The 19,481-nt window shown below is 39.1% G+C and carries 8 protein-coding genes; 3 read left to right on the top strand and 5 right to left on the bottom strand.

Going from position 1 to position 19,481, the window contains the following annotated elements:
• Positions 1 to 2 precede the first annotated feature (2 nt).
• Positions 3 to 1,637, bottom strand: a complete 1,635-nt coding sequence (locus tag DXB58_RS02555) for a RagB/SusD family nutrient uptake outer membrane protein (RefSeq protein ID WP_122135832.1) — start codon at positions 1,635 to 1,637, stop codon at positions 3 to 5.
• Positions 1,638 to 1,657: 20 nt separating this feature from the next.
• Complete coding sequence (locus DXB58_RS02550) at positions 1,658 to 4,618, bottom strand: TonB-dependent receptor (RefSeq protein WP_122135811.1); 2,961 nt, start codon at positions 4,616 to 4,618, stop codon at positions 1,658 to 1,660.
• A 370-nt stretch (positions 4,619 to 4,988) separates the two neighbouring features.
• Between DXB58_RS02550 and DXB58_RS02545 the strand changes: the two genes are divergently transcribed.
• The 3 genes from DXB58_RS02545 (at position 4,989) to DXB58_RS02535 (ending at position 12,399) form a co-directional block, all read left to right on the top strand.
• Positions 4,989 to 8,936, top strand: a complete 3,948-nt coding sequence (locus DXB58_RS02545; RefSeq protein ID WP_122135810.1) for a two-component regulator propeller domain-containing protein — start codon at positions 4,989 to 4,991, stop codon at positions 8,934 to 8,936.
• Between the two features lie 188 nt (positions 8,937 to 9,124).
• Entirely contained in the window at positions 9,125 to 9,832 is a 708-nt protein-coding gene (locus DXB58_RS02540) for a hypothetical protein (RefSeq protein WP_122135809.1), read from the top strand.
• Positions 9,833 to 9,882: 50 nt separating this feature from the next.
• Positions 9,883 to 12,399, top strand: a complete 2,517-nt coding sequence (locus DXB58_RS02535; protein WP_122135808.1) for a glycoside hydrolase family 95-like protein — start codon at positions 9,883 to 9,885, stop codon at positions 12,397 to 12,399.
• Between the two features lie 163 nt (positions 12,400 to 12,562).
• Here the strand turns inward: DXB58_RS02535 and ahpF are convergent, their stop codons facing one another.
• The 3 genes from ahpF to DXB58_RS02515 all read right to left on the bottom strand — a co-directional run bounded on the left by ahpF (position 12,563) and on the right by DXB58_RS02515 (position 19,473).
• Positions 12,563 to 14,113 (bottom strand): alkyl hydroperoxide reductase subunit F, encoded by a 1,551-nt coding sequence (ahpF, locus tag DXB58_RS02530; RefSeq protein ID WP_122135807.1) that lies wholly within the window; start codon positions 14,111 to 14,113, stop codon positions 12,563 to 12,565.
• Between the two features lie 85 nt (positions 14,114 to 14,198).
• Entirely contained in the window at positions 14,199 to 14,765 is a 567-nt protein-coding gene (gene ahpC / locus DXB58_RS02525; protein ID WP_004307892.1) for an alkyl hydroperoxide reductase subunit C, read from the bottom strand.
• 742 nt (positions 14,766 to 15,507) lie between these two features.
• Positions 15,508 to 19,473 (bottom strand): hybrid sensor histidine kinase/response regulator transcription factor, encoded by a 3,966-nt coding sequence (locus DXB58_RS02515; RefSeq protein ID WP_122135805.1) that lies wholly within the window; start codon positions 19,471 to 19,473, stop codon positions 15,508 to 15,510.
• Positions 19,474 to 19,481: the final 8 nt, after the last annotated feature.

Below are 19,481 nucleotides of genomic sequence, written 5' to 3'. Positions count from 1 at the left end.
ATTCAGTTCTTCAAATTCGGATTAATAGACGAATCTACAAAAGGACGGGGAAGATACATTTTACTGTCATTCCACGTACCAGATACGGAAACAGCTTCTTTCCTGAAGACTCCGGGAGCCACTTCAATCTCCGGATTTAATTTTCTGTATTCAAAATGATCTTTAATGCGATTCATGCGAAACATATCCCTTGCTCTAGTGGCAATATTTCCCCAATAATATCCGGCTATTTCCCAGCCATGTTCATTATAGGCAGCTTCTGCCAGATCATCATACGACATGGTTGTCTTATAGATATCCCGGTCTGCAACAACAGATCCATTGGCACGATTGCGTACCTCATTCAATAAGTTGACAGCTTCTGTGATACTGCCTGTTTTTGAACGACCTACGGCTTCGGCATACCAGCAATATACTTCTGCCAAGCGAATAATCTGATGCGTCTTTTCTCCATTCTGATTCATCGAAATCTTCGGATTCGTATAATCGAATTCTTCTCCAGTGGTCGTTTCTACTTTCTTCATGAAACAGGGAGCAACAACCACACGCGGCGCTTCCGGATTGGGGTCTTCCCACCAATCACGCAACTTAGTTTCATTCTTCAATATGATTTTCGGGAAATAAGATGCATCTTTGCGTGAGCCTTCCGGGAAATCATACCAGAATTTAATTTCTCCGTTCGTATCTCCCCATCCACCGCCACCATAAGCATAGTCTGCCAGGAAATCAGCTAAAGGGGCATTGGTAAGTGCATCTATTCCCAAATTATAGTAAACGCCAAGCAACACTTCAGGATTATTCTTATTATACTCCATCGAATATACTTGCTTATAATCAGGTAATAACTTGTAGTAATAAGTACCTTTCTTCAAAGCATCGATTACTTCCTTTGCCTTTGCTGCGGCTAGTTGATAATATTCTGTTCCCTTGTTCAACGGCCATCCTGCCATTGCCATATACACATAAGCCAATGTTGCTTTTACAGCTCCTTGACTAACAGCAATGTTTACCCCGTTTCTTGCGTAGGGTTCTTTAGTATAATTAGCAGGCACCATTGTCTCTGCCTTTTTCAGGTCAGAAACAATCAGTTCGTAAATTTCAGAAACGGTTGCCAATGGCATGTTATAATTGATTTCATCTTTCACAACCATAGGTACCTCTCCCCAAGCCATTACAAAATAAAAGTAAGAATAGGCACGCCAATAATAAGCTTGTCCAATGGCCGCATCTTTCTCTTCCTGGCTCACTTCCGGAGTTCGTCCGGCATTATCTATAATGAAATTAGCAGCTTTTACCAATCTCCAACGAGCTCCCCACAATTCAGTCACCCAAGTGTTATTGTCCGAAACATTATAAGTATCTACCTCACGCAACCCCTGTTTATTAGCTGCAGGGTGTGTAGAAATATCATCACCCATCACTGATTCGAAACCTGCCCAGATATTTGCATACATATCACTCGCAACTTTGGAATACATTCCATTCAGAGCCAAGTCCAGATCACCTTTTGAATTGAAGAAATTAGTTACCGCCAACTGCCCTTTAGGATCTTCTGTCAGTAAATCCTGGCAAGACACCATCCAAAGTGCTATCAATGCTAGTCCGACAGATTTGAATATTCTATATATTGTTTTCATATCCATGTATAGTTAAAAGATTAAAAGTTAAGTTTCATACCAAAAGTGAAAGTTCTTGGAACAGGATAAGAGCCCATATCTACGCCATTAAAGCCGTAATCGGATTCACTGTACACTTCTGGGTCCATACCTGTGTATTTCGTTAATGTAAACAGGTTTTGAGCACTGACCGACAATTGAATATCGGCTACTTTCGTTATCTTCTTAGGAATATTATACGTAAGGCTTATATTTTTCAGTTTCACAAATGATGCATCTTCAAGCCAGAAATCGGAATCAGGATAGTTTCTATTATCTGAATTTTTATGACTTGCATACACAGCATCTGCTTTATTGGCTACTTTATCCCAACTTTTGTAATAAGCATCAGATAAAGAGATGAAACGATATACACCTGTCATAGATCCCATCGCATAGCGGCTTACATTCAGTCTATCTTGTCCTAATGCAGCATTGATGAAGAGATTGAGCGTCCAGTTTTTCCAAGTAAATGTATTATTCCATCCGAAAGTCCAATTAGGCTCGGCCTGCCCTTTAGTAACCAGATCGTCAGCACCCGGATTGGTTGTCAAACTTCCATTAGATTGATGTTTATATAAGTTGGCGCCCTGGTCATTAAAGTTTGCCCATTCATAAAGATAGAAAGAACCAATCGGATACCCTACTTTTTTAATTTGAATGGGACCACCGCCAATACTTGTATAATTCTCCCCAACGATAAAATCACTACCTGCCAGATCGATTATCTTATTCTTTAAATAAGATGCATTCAGCGATGTTTCCCAACCAAATATATCTTTGTCTGTCAAAGGAGTAGCTGTGATGGTGAATTCAACACCAGAGTTTCTAACTTCACCTTGGTTGACCCAGAAAGAGCCACCTCCGTTATATTGAGGAGCAGGTTTGCGAAGTAACAAGTCCTTAGTATCCTTCCGGAACCATTCGGCTGTAAAACTCAAGCGACCGTCTAAAACACTGGCATCCAAACCTATGTTATACTGATAGGTGCTTTCCCAAGTTACATCTGGTGTGGCAAGATTTCCAGTCCAATAACCGGTATGGATTGCATCGCTACCATAACCGTCATAATTTGTAGGAGCCAACATACCCAATGTTGTGTAAGCACCGATACTTTGATTACCAACAACACCAAAACTGGCTCTTAGTTTCAATTGCTGGACAATGTTTTGTTTGCTCATAAAGTTTTCTTTAGCAACATCCCAAGCAACAGCTGCTGACGGAAAATATCCCCATTTATTCTTCTTCTGAAACTTAGATGAACCATCGGCACGGAAAGTACCTGTCAGCATATACTTCCCTTTGTAATTGTACATAATTCGACCAAGTCCCGACACAATAGCTTCTGCGGAATAGCCATTCTCTCCATCGCGTGTCTTTGCATTTTTTGCATTCCAATAACCAACAAACTCATTGGCTAAATCACTACCGGTCAGTTTTAAATTTCTACCTTCGGCGCCACTTGCTTCAAACACAGCTGTTGCAGTCAAATGATGATCGCCGAAACTTGTGTTATAAGTCACATTATTGGTATTCTGCCAGAATAGATTCATCCTGCTCGCATTTTCCATACCACTAATTTGTCCGGGTTTTGCTAACGACGAGGTGAAAGAGTAACTCGGAACATGAGAGTAATTAGCAGCACCCTGTACAGACAATGTCAACCCTTTCATTATTTTGAAAGTCAAATCCATATTAGTATTCAAAGCATACACATATGAGTCACCATAATTTGCGACACGTGCACCATAAGGGTTTCCATTTACTGAATTATAAGGGTCCATATTATAAACGCCCGTTACCGGATCTTTCATTTCCATCGTAGGAGAATAGTTCAGGAAGTTCATAATGTCAATACCCCCGTTATGACTGTGAGTACGTGAAGCATTAATTTTGGTAGAAAGTGTCAACCACTTAGTGAGTTCATTATCCAAATTTATCCGCAACTGTGCACGTTGATACTTGGTCGTGATGGTCATGGCTGTCATATTCAATACATTGGCTGAAATAAGATACTTATTTTTAGCCGTTCCACCCGAAATACCTAATTTATAGTCCTGACTAATACCGGTCTGCAACATCAAATTCTGCCAGTCAATGCCTTTGGAGCCATTCTTATAGGCTTCCATCTCATCATCTGCAAATGAGATACCATTATACTCCTTTAATGCAGTCGCATATTCATAAGCATTCAGTAAGTCATATTTTTTAAGAATGTTCGATACGCCTATAGCCACATCCGCATAAATCTGCACTTTACCTTCCACCCCTTTTTTAGTAGTTACCAATACCACACCATTAGCGCCGCGTGAGCCATAAATAGCCGTTGCCGAAGCATCCTTCAGAACTTCAATAGATTGAATGTCAGCTGGATTTACATCTAGTCCACCAGACATAATGCCATCGATGACATACAAGGGGTCATTGCTGGTATTAAGAGAAGTAGTACCACGAACACGAACTTTAACTGTGCCACCAGGTAAACCATTTACGCTCGTCACTGCCACACCTGCAGTACGTCCTTGCAGAATATCTTCCACCCGCTTTACCGGCTGATCCTTAAATTGTTTGGAAGAAACAGAAGCCACAGCACCTGTTATATCTGATTTTTTCACTACACCATAGCCGATGACCACTACCTCACTCAATTGGTTCTGATCTTCCTGCATTGTAATCTTCAAACTGGTATTCGTTCCCAGTTTAACCTCTTTAGTCACGTATCCGATATAAGAGAATGATAGTGTAGAGCCAACAGGAGCACTAATCGAGAACTTTCCGGAAATATCCGTTACGGTACCAGTTTGTGCATCTTTAAGAGTTACGTTGACACCGATGATAGGTTCATTGCTTTCGGCATCCATAACAGTACCCGAATACTGCTTTGCAACCTGTGCATAAGTAGATGTAACTGCTGCAAAAAGAAATAGTAGCAAGCAGCCAAGCGTTTTTCTTAGATTATCCATATACTTTTCATTTAGTTAGAATATAATAATATTAGATTTTTAGGAATTTTAGATACAAGTCAAGGCATTCAAAATGTTCCCAACATTACTTCGCCACCTCTTCATTCTAAAGTTTTAGGATGTATTCATAGTAAATAGTCTTTTTTTAAGGTTTAATACTATTCCGTATTTAGTGTCAACTATGCAAATATAGGTGCAAAGCGTGGAAATAGAGATCAAATAACATCCATAATTAGTCCGCTACTGTTCAAAAGGAGTATTCTGGATATCCTTTCTAGCTATCTAATGAGCTTTGTGGACAAAAGAAGATGAAATCTATTGTACAGTTTCATAACTTCTTTTATATTTGCTCTATCAAAAGAACATAACTATGTCAAAAGCACACGTACTAAAGAGGTATTCTTTTCTAATCTGGATATTATTCTTTGTTCTTTCTACCAAGGCTGAACAACAAGACTACTACTTCAGACAAATTTCTTTGGAACAGGGATTGTCACAATCAAGAGTGCAGTGCATTTACAGAGATCATTTAGGAGTAATATGGATAGGTACTAAATGGGGGTTAAATAGTTATGACCAATCTGAACTGAAAAGTTATTTTCATGACCGGGAGCAGCCCAACTCATTGCCCGACAATTTCATTCGTTTTATTACAGAGGATCGTTTCGGCGATTTATACGTTTCTACCAATAAAGGAATTGCCATCTACAATAAAGCCGAAAATCAGTTTCAGCCATTGAAATATAACGGAAAACCATTTACCGCTTGGTCTTATCTTCAAATAGATGACAATTTCCTGTTTGGAGGAGAAGAAACCTTATACCAATACAATCTGGCGGATAAAAGTATTACGACGATCTTCCCCGACATCGACGGAGACAAGTTGAAATGTATCAACCGCATCTTTCAGTGGAGTCCCAATATACTGATAACCAGCAGTAAGAAAGATGGGCTTTGGATGTATGATCTAGCAAAAAAGAAAATGTATCGATGTCCATTTGTAAAAGAGCGCGAGATAAACACCATATTTGTTGACTCTCAAAACCGGCTTTGGGTGTCATTCTATGGCAAAGGAATGGCTTGCTACTCGAAAGAGGGGAAAAGACTTTTCAGTTTATCCACCAGGAATTCCGAGCTCAACAACGACATCATTTTTGATTTTCTTGAAAAAGATAATCAACTTTGGATAGCCACTGACGGAGGAGGCATCAACATACTTGACCTCCAGACTATGAAGTTCTCTTATCTTAAACATATTTCCGATGATGAGCAATCCTTACCGAACAACTCTATCTACCGGCTCTATAAAGATCAAATGGACAATATATGGATAGGCAGCATACACGGAGGATTATTCGCTATTAAGAAAGTATTCATCAAAACCTATAAAGATGTTCCACTGAACAATCCCAATGGAGTTAGTGAACGCATCGTGGTTAGCATCTTTGAAGATAAGGATACATTGCTTTGGATTGGAACAGACGGAGGAGGTATCAACTCATTTGACCAAAAAACGAATACATTTCATCATTACCCTACTACATACGGAGAGAAAGTCACCTCTATCACAGATTTTTCTGAAAATGAGCTCTTATTATCATGTTTCAATAAAGGGGTCTATACCTTTAATAAGAGAACCGCACAGATGCAACCTTTTCCCATTATCAATGACTCTATTTCTAAAAGAGAATTTTCATCCGGCGACTTGGTAAACCTATATGCTACAAAAGATAACATTTACATATTAGGAGCAAAAGTCTATATCTACAACAAGCATACCCGGCAAACATCTATTCTCTATGCACCCCAAATAGACATTCAGCGCCAAATAGCTATGCAGGCTATTTATTCCGACGATACCCATCTGTATCTAATGGGAACCAACAACCTGTTTAAACTAAACTTCAAAACCAACGAACTGTCCTCATTGGTCAGCATGAAAGAGGGAGATGATTTCACATCGGCCTGCCGAGATGATAAAGGTAACTTTTGGATAGGAAGTAATTTTGGATTGCTCTTCTACAATAAACAGACTGGAAAAACAGAAAAGATACACACCAACTTGTTCAACAGTGTATCCAGCCTTGCCTATGATAAAAAAGGAAAAGTCTGGATAGGAGCGCAAAATATGTTCTTTGCGTATATTATTAACGAAAAACGTTTCGTTATCCTGGACGAATCCGATGGAGTTCCTTCCAACGAATTGATATTTACCCCTATTCCTGCTCTTCGTACTCCCAATCTGTATATGGGAGGCACTATGGGACTGGTACGCATTAATACGGATATTATTTTCGAAAGTAATTCGTCTCCTATTCTCAAGCTACTTGAAGTAAAACTAAATGGTAAATCAACTCTGAAACAGGTTAATAATAACTGTATTTCGATTCCCTGGAATCATTCATCGTTCAACATCAAAGTGATTGCTGACGAAAAGAACTCCTTCCGAAAACACCTTTTCCGGTATGTCATCACAGGAAAAGACAAAATGGTGATCGAGAGTTATCTCCAGACACTCGAATTGGGTACCTTAGCATCAGGGGAATATACCATCAGCGTATCCTGTGATACCCCCAACGGTGAATGGAGCCAGCCGACAGAGATCTTAACTATTATGGTCTCACCTCCTTGGTGGAAATCTACCTGGTTTATTATACTATGCATTTTCTTTGCATTTCTAGTTGCAGGAGTAGTCTTCTTTAGTTTGATAAGAAAAAAAGAGAATCGGCTGAAACGTGAGATGCGGGAACATGAGAAGAAGATATATGAAGAGAAAATACGCTTCTTAATCAATATCAGTCATGAGCTACGTACCCCTTTGACACTCATTTATGCTTCCCTGAAACGAATTCTAAATAAAGAGGTAAAGCAAGATGAGCTGCCAGAATATCTACAGGGTGCATTCAAGCAGGCCAATCAGATGAAAGATATTATCAACATTGTGCTTGATGCACGCAAAATGGAGGTAGGACAGGAAGTGCTACACATCTCTTCGCATCCTTTGCACAAGTGGATACAGGAAGTGGCAGAAACATTTCAAACTGCATCAAAGGCCAAAGAAATTGAAATTACATACGACTTTGACGACAGCATACAATATATCGCGTATGATGACACCAAATGTAGAGTTGTTCTTTCCAATCTGATTATGAATGCTTTGAAATATAGCCCTAATCAGACTCGTATCGTCATAAAAACAATCCGTACAAATGAAAGTATACAGGTACACGTACAAGACCAGGGAATCGGATTGGATAATGTAGATATAAAAAAGCTCTTTACCCGTTTCTACCAAGGCAAACATAATGAGGGAGGAAGTGGTATCGGTTTATCTTATGCTAAAATGTTGATTGACCTGCATGGAGGCAGGATGGGGGCTTTCAATAATGAAGACAGAGGGGCCACATTCTTTTATGAAATACCGGCTAATCTACAAGAGCAGGAAGTATCATGTCCTCAACATTCCTACCTCAATGAACTTTTAAGTTCTCCGGAGGAAGAAGAGAAAATAGAATCCGGTTCTTTCTCTCTACAAGGATATTCGCTGTTGATTGTAGAAGACAAACAGGACTTAAGGGAATTCTTAAAAAGTGCCCTTAAGGATAAATTCAAGAAGATCTATCAGGCAGAAAATGGACTGGTAGCACTGGAAGTTATTAAGCAACAGCAACCGGACATTATAGTAAGTGATGTAATGATGCCACAAATGAATGGCTATCAGCTATGCAAGGAAATTAAAGAGAATCTGAATATTAGCCATATCCCTGTCATCCTGCTTACCGCCAGAGCCGATTCTGAAAGCCAGATGTTAGGATACAAATTAGGAGCTGATGCCTATTTACCCAAACCATTTGAAATGGAAATGCTCCTCAGCGTGATCCAGAATCAGATGAGAAACCGTGAATATATTAAGTCCAGATACAGGGGCAATCAATTCATTCTGTCTCCGCAAGAGGCTACTTTCAGCAATGCAGATGAACAATTTATGATTAAATTGAATGAAATGATCGATCAGAATCTGTCTCAACCAGATTTGGATGTGAAATTCCTGACTGCTCAAATGGCAATGAGCCGGACATCCTTATATAATAAGATCAAGGAACTGACCGGCATGGGAGCAAACGATTATATCAATCGTAGAAGAATCGACAAAGCAATCATTCTTTTAACTCAGTCTGACATGAGCATTACTGAAATATCAGAGCAGGTAGGTTTCACTTATCAACGATATTTCAGTACGTTATTTAAAGAAATGAAAGGAATGACTCCTTCTCAATTCAGAGCGCAACACGGTTCTACCCAACAACAATCAGAGTAGATTCAGCACTTTAGTTTATCATTTATATAGAAATTATACTTTCCGGGACAGAGCGATTAGGATTTTCAGTGCAGATTTGGACGTTTCATGATTTGAAATGACTAAAATCTGATGAGCAGAATAGGGTATTCGACTACTTTTGCAACGAAGCAATTTAAAGAAAACGAATACACTTAAATTCAATTATTATGAGAAACTGCTATTTAACTCTGTTACTAATATGCATTTGCGGCCTTTGCTTTGCACAGCAACAGACCAATGACATCAGTACTAAAAATCCGCCAAACAAAGAATGGAACTTCAATAATCTGGATGGATGGGAATATGGACATCAGGATGACAACCCGGATAATCAATGCATATTAGAGAATGGTTACTTACGGATCTTTACACGGGCTAACTCGGTGGATCGGAAAAAGGTTCGCACTGTAGAACGGATTTATACAACAGGAAGATATACCTGGCGCACTCATATCCCACAAATGGGAATAGGAGATCAATGCAGCGTAGGTTCGTGGATATACCATGACGACCAACATGAATTGGATTTTGAAGTCGGATATGGTAAAGATACAGTTCGCAAGGAGTTAAATGCAACTCCCGACGAAATGATTGCTTATATGACATCGCAGGCATATCCTTTTTCTTCCGTTCCTGTAGTAATCAAGACCGGATGGCATCTGTTCGAAATTGATCTGACATTAAAAAACGGGAACTATTACATCACCTGGTTAATAGACAACGAGCCCAAACATGAACTTCAACTGAAATTTGGAAAAGACATTGCATTCCATATTTTTTGCAGTGTAGAGAATCTTAAATTTATTGGAGACCGACCGGCACAGCAGGAAAATTCCGGATTGTTTGATTTCGTCAGATATACATATCATGACTAAATAAATGAGCTTAGCACATATTTCTTAAAAGCCCCCAAAAAATTAATACCATGAGAACAACGTTCATTTCACTTTTCCTGATATTCATGAGCACTTGTCTCAATGCGCAAGATAGAGCAGACTACAAATATCTTAATATGTCCTCCTCTCCTTTCAAAGTTGATGAAAGTTATCTGTCAAAACATGATATCGTTTATTTTTCTCCGACTCAATTAGAAGCCGAGGGGTTTCCTATGGGAAACGGGAACATAGGAGGCATGATCTGGAACAACGACAATGGTATTGAACTCCAGATAAACAAAAACGATTTATGGAGCAAACCAGATAAGGAAGAAAACGACCTATCCGTCCTAAAGCATGCAGCGCGTCTAAAGATAGATTTCGGTATTCCTGTTTTTAGCTGGATACACTTGAAGAACTTTGAGGGACGATTATCATTACAGAAAGGTGAAACGACTTATAAAGCCGCCACTCCTTATTCGACAACCACTATCCGGACCTGGCTGGCTCATGATCGAAACGTATGGATACTGAAATGTGAAAACCTGCCCAATGAAGAGCTAACAGGAGCTGAACAGAAATCAACCGTTTCACTCGAAAGGCTCGGCAGTCGTTCTTTCTCCGGATGGTATGCCGGACGATTTCCCAAAGATCCAAAGATAGGCATAGGCAAAACCCAGTCATTGCTCAACGGCAATGATATGATTATTGAAGAAAATGGCGACGGACTGCATTTCGCCGTAGCGTGCAGAATCATAAAAGAACCGGCTTCGCCTGTGATTATCAATTCGCATCGCATGGAACAGAAAACGGTTAAAAACAAGCTCACAGTCCTGATTAGTGTAGTGACAGATCGTGAGAATAAGGCTCCTGTAGAAGCTGCCCGAAGATTACTTGATGAAGCGGAAACAGATGGCATTGAACAATTAAAGGCAGATAAAGATAATTGGTACAAAAATTTCTGGTCTAATGCTTTCATGAAATTAGGAGACGATTATCTTGAAAACATCTATTATTTGCGCAGATACCTGATGGCTGCCGGTTCGCAAGGAGAATTTCCTGTTGCATTCAATGGAGGATTGTGGCGTTGGAATCGCGATGTCATGAATTGGGTAACTCCTCATCATTGGAATACACAACAGCAATACTGGGGATTATGTGCGCAGAATGACTGTCAACTAATGGCTCCGTATCTCGACACATACTTCAAGATGATTCCATCGGGAGAAACGCTCGCAAAAGAATATGGAGCATCAGATGATGCATTACTTATCACTGAAGCCCATTGTTTCACCGGAGAGCAGACAGGGAAAGACCGTGAAGATATGAGAAACAACTTTACTCCTGCTTCACAAATAGCTTCTCTCTTTTGGGATTACTATGCATTCACCGGAGACAAAGACTTTCTGAAAAGCAAAGCATACGTTTTCATGAAAAAGGCTGCTAATTTCTATCTCGAGAAATTACAATGGGATGCAGAAAAGAAAGAGTTCTATTTTCTTTCTTCTTTATATGAGTCAGCAGATATCAGCTATGTAAAGAATACGATTAGTGACAGGAATTGCATCGAACAGCTTTTCAGAAATTGTATCAAAGCAGCCACTCTATTAAAGACGGACAAAGATAAAATTGCCCAATGGAAACACGTATTGAATCACTTATGGAAGATTTCTTACGAGCCGTTTGAATCATGTGGAGAAGTTATCGCTCCGGCGGAAGAATACTATACAGAGTTACGATACTCTCCCTGGATGTGGGCGAGTGCCGGCTCAAGTGCCTTTCCAACAGGTCTGATTGGCATTGATGATAAAGATTCGCGCATGGGAAAAGCTATAACCAATTTACAGAAATGTCGTGAGAGTGCAAATGCACACTACCCTCTCCCGGAAATTGCAGCACGAATGGGACTTGGAGACGAAGCTCTTAAATACCTTATGAATGGAGTGAACATCCATCAAATGTATCCACAAGGACTGATGCACAATGTCACCGGATATCCGGATAATATTTATGACCTCCAATCCGTTCACGACTTGTTGGGGCATATTTACACTATCCGTTCGCATGATTTCTTCCAATGTGGAATGGAGCCTATAAGCAATTATAGTACAGCAATGAATGAGATGATGCTCCAAAGCAATGAAGACAAAATCAGAGTATTTCCTGCAATACCAGCAGCATGGGATACAACACGAATAGCTTTCACCTTACTGGCAAGAGGAGCATTCATTGTGTCGTCCGAAAGAGATGAACAAACCAAAGTAACCCAGATAGGAATAAAAAGTCTGAAAGGAAATATCTGCAGAGTTCAAAACCCATGGCCAGTTAATAATATTGTGGTTATGTCAGTCAATGATAAAAACAAAGTAAAATATAAAATTGAGAAGAATAATGTGATTACGTTTACCACAATCACAGACGGAGAATATATTGTTAAGCTCAACAGTGATAAAGAAGTAAATGTTCCAACTGTTTATTCCGGAACTCCTAATAGCAAGGTTAAATATTGGAAACAGCGTACTTTAGGTAAAAATAGCGGATGGAACGACAATCCCATCCAACATTAGCCCACATCAAATGAACAGGTCTTTCACTGCCATTCAAAGAGAACGTCATACTCTCTAAATGTAAAATAGCCCTCGCTACAAATCTGTAACGAGGGTATTTTTTAGAGGAGTCATTCCTCCTTTCGCTAATGTTTTGTTTCTGTGCTTTTTATATCTGAATATATCAGATAATTCCTCTCACTCTATCATCAAATGCAGAAAGCGCAGCTTTCGCCCCTTCGCCCATAGAGATAATAATTTGCTTATAAGGAACCGTAGAAACATCTCCGGCTGCATAGATACCCGTCACATTCGTACGGCAATGTGCATCAATCATGATTTCGCCCGGACGGTTGGTTTCCACTATGTCGCGGAATACACTGCTATTCGCAGAAAGCCCGATCTGTACAAATACACCATCCAATTCCACCAAACGTTCTTCTTCCGTTTTGCGGTCTTTGATGCGCAGGGCAGTCAACTTATCACCATTTCCTATCACTTCCGTAGTCTGTGAACTTACAAACACTTCCACATTCGGCAATGATTTAAGTCGCTCTTGAAGTACACTGTCTGCTTTCAACTCATCCATAAATTCAAAAACAGTCACTTTGGAGCAGATACCGGCCAAGTCAATGGCTGCCTCAATACCGGAATTTCCTCCACCTACTACTGCTACCTGCTTTCCTTTATAAAACGGACCATCGCAATGAGGACAGAAAGCAACACCACGACCAATATATTCGGCTTCTCCCGGAACATTCAGTTTGCGCCAGCTTGCACCAGTTGCAATAATCAGTGCCGGAGCCAGGAATTTCTCACCAACAGAGGTAGTGATCTGCTTCTGTTTTCCAACCACTTCTACTTTTTCTACTTTACGATGCTCCAGTAAATCCACCGGATAGCGTAAGAGATGTGTTTTCAGATTATCGGCAAGTTCATTTCCTGTCGTTTCCGGAACAGAGATTAAATTTTCAATACCTACCGTTTCTTTCACCTGTCCGCCGACACGCTCGGCCACGATAGCTACACGGAGTCCTTTACGGGCAGAATAAATAGCTGCCGATATTCCAGCAGGTCCTCCACCGGCTACAATCACATCATATTCTTTCACCTCTGCATTCGCTTTGGTTTCGTCAATACCATATTGTTCTTCCAACTTGGCAAGCAATTCGCCAAATTCACCACGACCTACATGAAGTAATTTTCCGTCTGCAAAGACAGAGGGCACTCCTTGTATCTTCAGTGCATCTACTTCATCCTGATAAAGCGCACCGTCTACCATTTCATGCGTAATAGCCGGATTCAAAGTAGTCATTGCATTCAGGGCCTGCACTACGTCAGGGCAGTTCGTACAAGTCAACGAAACATAAGTGGTCAGATGTATCGGACCTTTCAGTGCTTTCACACGGTTGCAAACGGCCTCATCGGGAAAGTTCTTTCCTTTGCCATCCTGATTCAGGATAGCCAAAAGCAATGACGTGAACTCATGTCCGTTAGGAATACCCCGGAATGTAATTCCGGTGCGGTCGCCATTCTTCAGTAAAGTAAACTTCAATGCGTCTCCCTCATTCACTACACAAGTGATATGATCGGAACAATCCGCTACATCTCCCAGCAGCTCCAATAATTCTGTTTTGTTTTCGTGGCTGGATGATACGGATATATCAAAAGTAAAGTTTGCCTCCAGCCCAGCAAAAATACCCTTTAATTGTTCTTTTAATGCAGATTCTAACATATCTTTTTCCCTTTCATTTTTTTAAAAGAAAGGCCGGCAGCGTCTCCCGTTACCGGCCTCCCATAATCACCATTATCAAGATCTATCAAATCTTACCTACCAGGTCGATGCTTGGTTTCAGGGTAGACTCACCCTTCTTCCATTTAGCCGGGCAAACTTCTCCGTCATGGCTGGCTACAAACTGTGCAGCTTCCACTTTACGAAGCAATTCACTTGCATCACGGCCAATATTGTTATCATTCAGTTCCACCACTTTAATCTTTCCTTCCGGATTGACAACGAATGTACCGCGATAAGCCATACCTTCTTCTTCGATATATACACCCAGTGCACGGCTCAAAGCGCCAGTCGGGTCTGCCAACATCGGATATTGAATCTTGCGAATGCTTTCAGAAGCATCATGCCAAGCTTTGTGCACGAAATGAGAGTCAGTACTTACCGAATAGATTTCTACACCCATCGCCTTGAACTGATCGTACTTTTCAGCCATATCCACCAATTCAGTAGGACATACGAAAGTAAAGTCAGCAGGATAGAAAAAAAGAATCGCCCATTTACCTTTCAGGTCATTGTTGGTTACAGTCTTGAAAGCTCCGTTGTGAAAAGCCTGAACGCTGAATTCAGGAAGTTGAGAATTTAAAATTGGTTCCATAATCTTTATTGCTTTTATTGTTATTAATTGATTTGACTTATAACATCAGAAACAATGTTTTGTTTTTTGTTTCTGGTGCAAAGATAAAGGCAGAAACCCTGCCTTTGCAAAAAAAGTCCAATCGAATATTTCTATGCTATGATAGATGAAATTAATAACATCCATAAAGTTCCATTTTTAAGATTTGTGCCACCACCAAATTGTCCAAATATCCACAACGAGAAAAAATAGCACATAAAATCACGCATATATATACCATTCCCGATGATTTTATGCATGCAAACAGTACTAATATACAGAAAAGAGAAGCTTTCCCAATCATTCCCCGGTGAGAAACGAAATGTTTCTCACCGGGGAACAAAGTGTTTCTCGGTGTGGAACACTTTGTTTCAAGGTAAGAAATGATTCGAAAGACATAAAGAAGAATTCTAAACGTCTATATGGAGCGCTAGTTACTCTAGTTAGTATACAGATAAAAACTTATTGATATTATCAAATTGAATAGCTATCCAGAGTTTTTCTATCAATGATTCACCTTATTCAACCCAGAAGATACTCATTGACAAGAAATAGTCCGATATAATACCACTCCCAAATACATTAATATCAATTCCTACAGATATTTTTCCTTGCGCTCACAACCCACTGCATATTTGAGAAAACAGAATGATTTAATATACAATTTTTCATATCCGATCTTTTTCAATACTCCCCATAGTATATATTCAGTTACATCAGAAAATTATCTGTCTTCTTTCTTTTTATATTCAGACGGCAACTCTCCATAAGCCTCTTTGAAGTATTTTGAGAACTGCTTGGGAGACAGTCCAACCTCGTATGCTATTTCCGAAACACCAAGCTGACTCTTTTCCAGCAACTGTTTACCTCTTTTTATCCGGATAGCCCGAATAAATTCTATTGGCGATTTTCCTGTTATCGTCATCAGCTTCTTATATAAATGTCCTCTTGTCATTCCAATAGCAGAACTTAACTCCTCCACTGAAAATTCCGGATTACTGATATTCTCCTCAACCAACTTAATAGCTTTACTAATCAGTTGCTCATCCAAAGAGCTAATAGTGATCTCACTAGGTTCAATATCTATTGTTTTAAATTTATTGTAGTTCATTTTCCTCCATTCCAAAAGCTTATTGATACGCAATAATAAAATATCGAGATTAAAAGGCTTGGTTATATAATCATCAGCCCCTTCTTTCAGACCGCTTAATACATGCTCATCGGCAGCCCGCGCTGTTAATAAAATAACAGGAATATGAGAGAATCTGATGTCTCCCTTTATCTTATTGCAAAGCTCAAGTCCATCCATTACAGGCATCATAACATCACTAATCACCATTTTTACAGGTTGATGGCTCATCACAGAAAGAGCCTTTTTACCATTAGGCGCAGCAACGACAGGATAGTGTTCCTTCAAACAGTCTATTAGGAATTGACGGAAATCATCATTGTCTTCCACAATCAGAATAGGATAATCGTTTTCAGTGCTCTCCATGCCTTCCGTCGGAACGATTTCTTCCACTTGTTCTTCTTCGGCATATTTCTCATAAGTCAGGCTGATAGGAAGCGTTATAACAAACACAGTACCCCGGGGAACATTGTTCTTAACTTCTATGTTTCCGCCATGCATACTCACATACTCTTTTACAATATGTAACCCGATACCACTTCCAATATAGTCAGAAGTATGTGTTTCCTGATAAAACCTCTCGAAAATAAGTTCTTTACCATCCTCACTGATTCCTATTCCAGTATCCGCCACCTGAATCCTTATCTTTTCAGCATTCGCTTCCGTAATTTTATCGACTGTTATGGTTATACTCCCATTCTCTGTATTGAATTTGTATGCATTTGAGAGCAGATTCATTAAAATACGCTGAATCTTATTCCGGTCAAAATCCATCTCAATAGACGGGGATTTCAAGATCAACTTCAACTGTATACCCTTTTTGTTTGAATAAGGTTCGAAAGAACCGCATGTTTCTTTAATGAATTCCGAGATGTTTCCGTGTGATAGTTTAAGTTCACTCTTTCCATTCTCCAGCTTTCTTAAATCCAATAATTGATTCACTTCTCCCATCAATATTTCTGCATTGCGATGCATCAGTTTCAGATCTGATTTCACCTGGTTATCAGAAATAGACGAAGCTAGTAACTTCTCCAGAGGAGTTATGATAAGAGATAATGGCGTACGTAAGTCATGACTGACATTGGTGAAGAAACGCATTTGAGCCTCATCAATTTCATGCTGTTTGGCTACATCCAACTCTAATTTCTGCATCTTTAGCTTGAATTTAGCTTTCCGCCGTATATACATAATTGAAGCAACCACAATCGCACATATAAAAATCACGTACAAGATATAAGCTGTTGATGATAACCAGAATGGAGGATTTATATGGATAGTTAATGATGATATCTCATTATTCTGGTATTCATCGCCAATAACTTTCACCTGCAAATTATAAGTCCCCGGGTGCAACTTATTAAAAGAGATCGTATTTCCATTGAGTTGAATCCATTCAGTGTGATCTTCAAGCCGGTATGCAAATAAAGTTTTATGCAACGCCTGATAGTTCAAAGAAGACACATCAATGGCAAAGTTATTGTTAGAATAATCCAACGATATTTCTTTAAGAAGCTGAATATTCTTGTTTAGCAAAACACGCCCGTTTATAACCTCATCTACCTCAATTCTTTTGTTTGCAATATACAAGGCAGTAAATTCCACCTTCGATTTATAAGGATTATACGGTACCGGTTCGGGCATGGTTTTAATATATCCACCTATTCCTCCCATCATGATTTCCCCATTCTTTTTACACCATATAGAATGATTATTAAACATGATATTACCCAAACCGTCCTCATTATAATAACGATAACACCTGAAAGTAGGCATAAGAGACATGGGATCATTAACGACCACAATATTAGTTACCCCTACATCTGTTGTTACCCATATATTCTTGTTATGGTCTTCAGTGATCCCCCTGACAAAATTGTGAGACAACCCATTATTTGAATTTAAATTGGCTATAGAGTCTTGTGTCTCATTATAAATCCAAAGCCCTTCTTTCCCTCCAATCCATAATAACCCCCGGCTATCCCGATATACGCAACTAATAAAAGAGTCAAGTTGCCGTTTATGAGCACTATTCTTAGATAGTTGAGAGACTTGACGGGAATATGTATCTATTACATGTAAACCGGCAGTGGTTGCTATGTACAAATTTTGTCCATATTGACAGTATAAATCTGTGATACTATTAGAGGCTATAGGAACATCATCCACAGTATAATCTGTAAATGTACCATTGGTTTCATAACAATATAACCCTTTTACTACGGTTCCAATCCATATATTTCCGGCCATATCTTCATTGATGCTCCTAATATCCTGAAGAGGATTCTCTTTTCCATCCACATTACTATAATGAAGACTGGTAAATTTTCCTTTCTCATAGTAAAAGACTCCTCCCCCATACGTACCGAACCATATTCTATTTTTAGAATCAAGGAAAGAACATACAATCAAATTCTCCGAAATACTTCCATCCCGATGATTATACTTGGTCAAACTATTAGTTACCGGATTTATATAGGTGATTCCGTCTCCATCAGACCCCAACCAAATATTGCCATTATTATCTTCCAACACACAGCTAATATCATCCTGTTCCGAAATGTTTCGCCGTTTGAAAAGTGTATTATTTAAGCATGTATATGCAACTCCTCTTTTGCTTGTACCTACCCACATGATATTCTGCTTGTCGTGATAAAAACAATTTATGTGATTGGTAGGAATAGAAAACTGGTTACTTTTTTCATACTCTATTTCAGAACATTCATCACTGCTTGTATTATAAATTGTGATTCCCGTATTATCCGTACCGATCCATATATTTCCTTTACCGTCGTCCATCACTGCCGTTACAAAATAATAAGCACGATTGTCGCGGTCCGTAAAAACTTTCAGTTCTTTAGTTTTAGGGTTATAATATCGTAATGCATCTTCTGAAGAATGTGGAGTATAAAACCATAAATTAAATGCAAAATCCAAATACATTCTGTGGTGAGGATAAGTCGACAAGGATAGAAAGAGCTCATCCGAAATTTGTTTGGTTTTAAAATCAACCTTCCGAACCTGTCCATTCGTGAATAAGACATAGGCTTGTTTATTCCTACATTCGATCCATTTTATCTGGTCATTTGGAGATAATATAAAGTCGGAGAATCTGTTTTTATCTATTTCATAATAAATTAATTTATCACCTGTAGAAAACCAGATATTATTATCATAGTCAACAAACAAAAGCTTTATTTCACCTTGAATATCTACCCCCTGCAATATACCAGTAATATTGTCATCAATACAGTCTTTTACACGATCATACACAAAATACTTTTCACCGGCTTGAATCCAGATATTCTTGTTCTTATCCTCTTTGATACTATATATACTACTTTGAATGGCTATAGAATAATACTTAAAATTATAGCCATCATAACGACTTAGACCATTACCACTGATAAACCACATAAAACCATAGCTATCCTGCAGAATACCATATATATAATTATCAGGAATCCCATCCTTGACATCAAGAGATTTAAAATTAAAACTTTCAATAGGACGGATACAAATGGAAACAAAAAGAAGTCCTATCAATAATATGTATTTCTTCATATAGTACT

Origin of the sequence: Bacteroides sp. OM05-10AA (genome assembly GCF_003439055.1) — a bacterium.
Classification (GTDB): domain Bacteria; phylum Bacteroidota; class Bacteroidia; order Bacteroidales; family Bacteroidaceae; genus Bacteroides; species Bacteroides intestinigallinarum.
Note: the sequence above shows the minus strand (reverse complement) of the source record. Positions and strands in the feature narration are given on the sequence as shown.

Coding starts and splice junctions, on each gene's coding strand:
- DXB58_RS02555 (WP_122135832.1), bottom strand. CDS start 1,637: ATGAAAACAATATATAGAATATTCAAATCTGTCGGACTAGCATTGATA.
- DXB58_RS02550 (WP_122135811.1), bottom strand. CDS start 4,618: ATGGATAATCTAAGAAAAACGCTTGGCTGCTTGCTACTATTTCTTTTT.
- DXB58_RS02545 (WP_122135810.1), top strand. CDS start 4,989: ATGTCAAAAGCACACGTACTAAAGAGGTATTCTTTTCTAATCTGGATA.
- DXB58_RS02540 (WP_122135809.1), top strand. CDS start 9,125: ATGAGAAACTGCTATTTAACTCTGTTACTAATATGCATTTGCGGCCTT.
- DXB58_RS02535 (WP_122135808.1), top strand. CDS start 9,883: ATGAGAACAACGTTCATTTCACTTTTCCTGATATTCATGAGCACTTGT.
- ahpF (WP_122135807.1), bottom strand. CDS start 14,113: ATGTTAGAATCTGCATTAAAAGAACAATTAAAGGGTATTTTTGCTGGG.
- ahpC (WP_004307892.1), bottom strand. CDS start 14,765: ATGGAACCAATTTTAAATTCTCAACTTCCTGAATTCAGCGTTCAGGCT.
- DXB58_RS02515 (WP_122135805.1), bottom strand. CDS start 19,473: ATGAAGAAATACATATTATTGATAGGACTTCTTTTTGTTTCCATTTGT.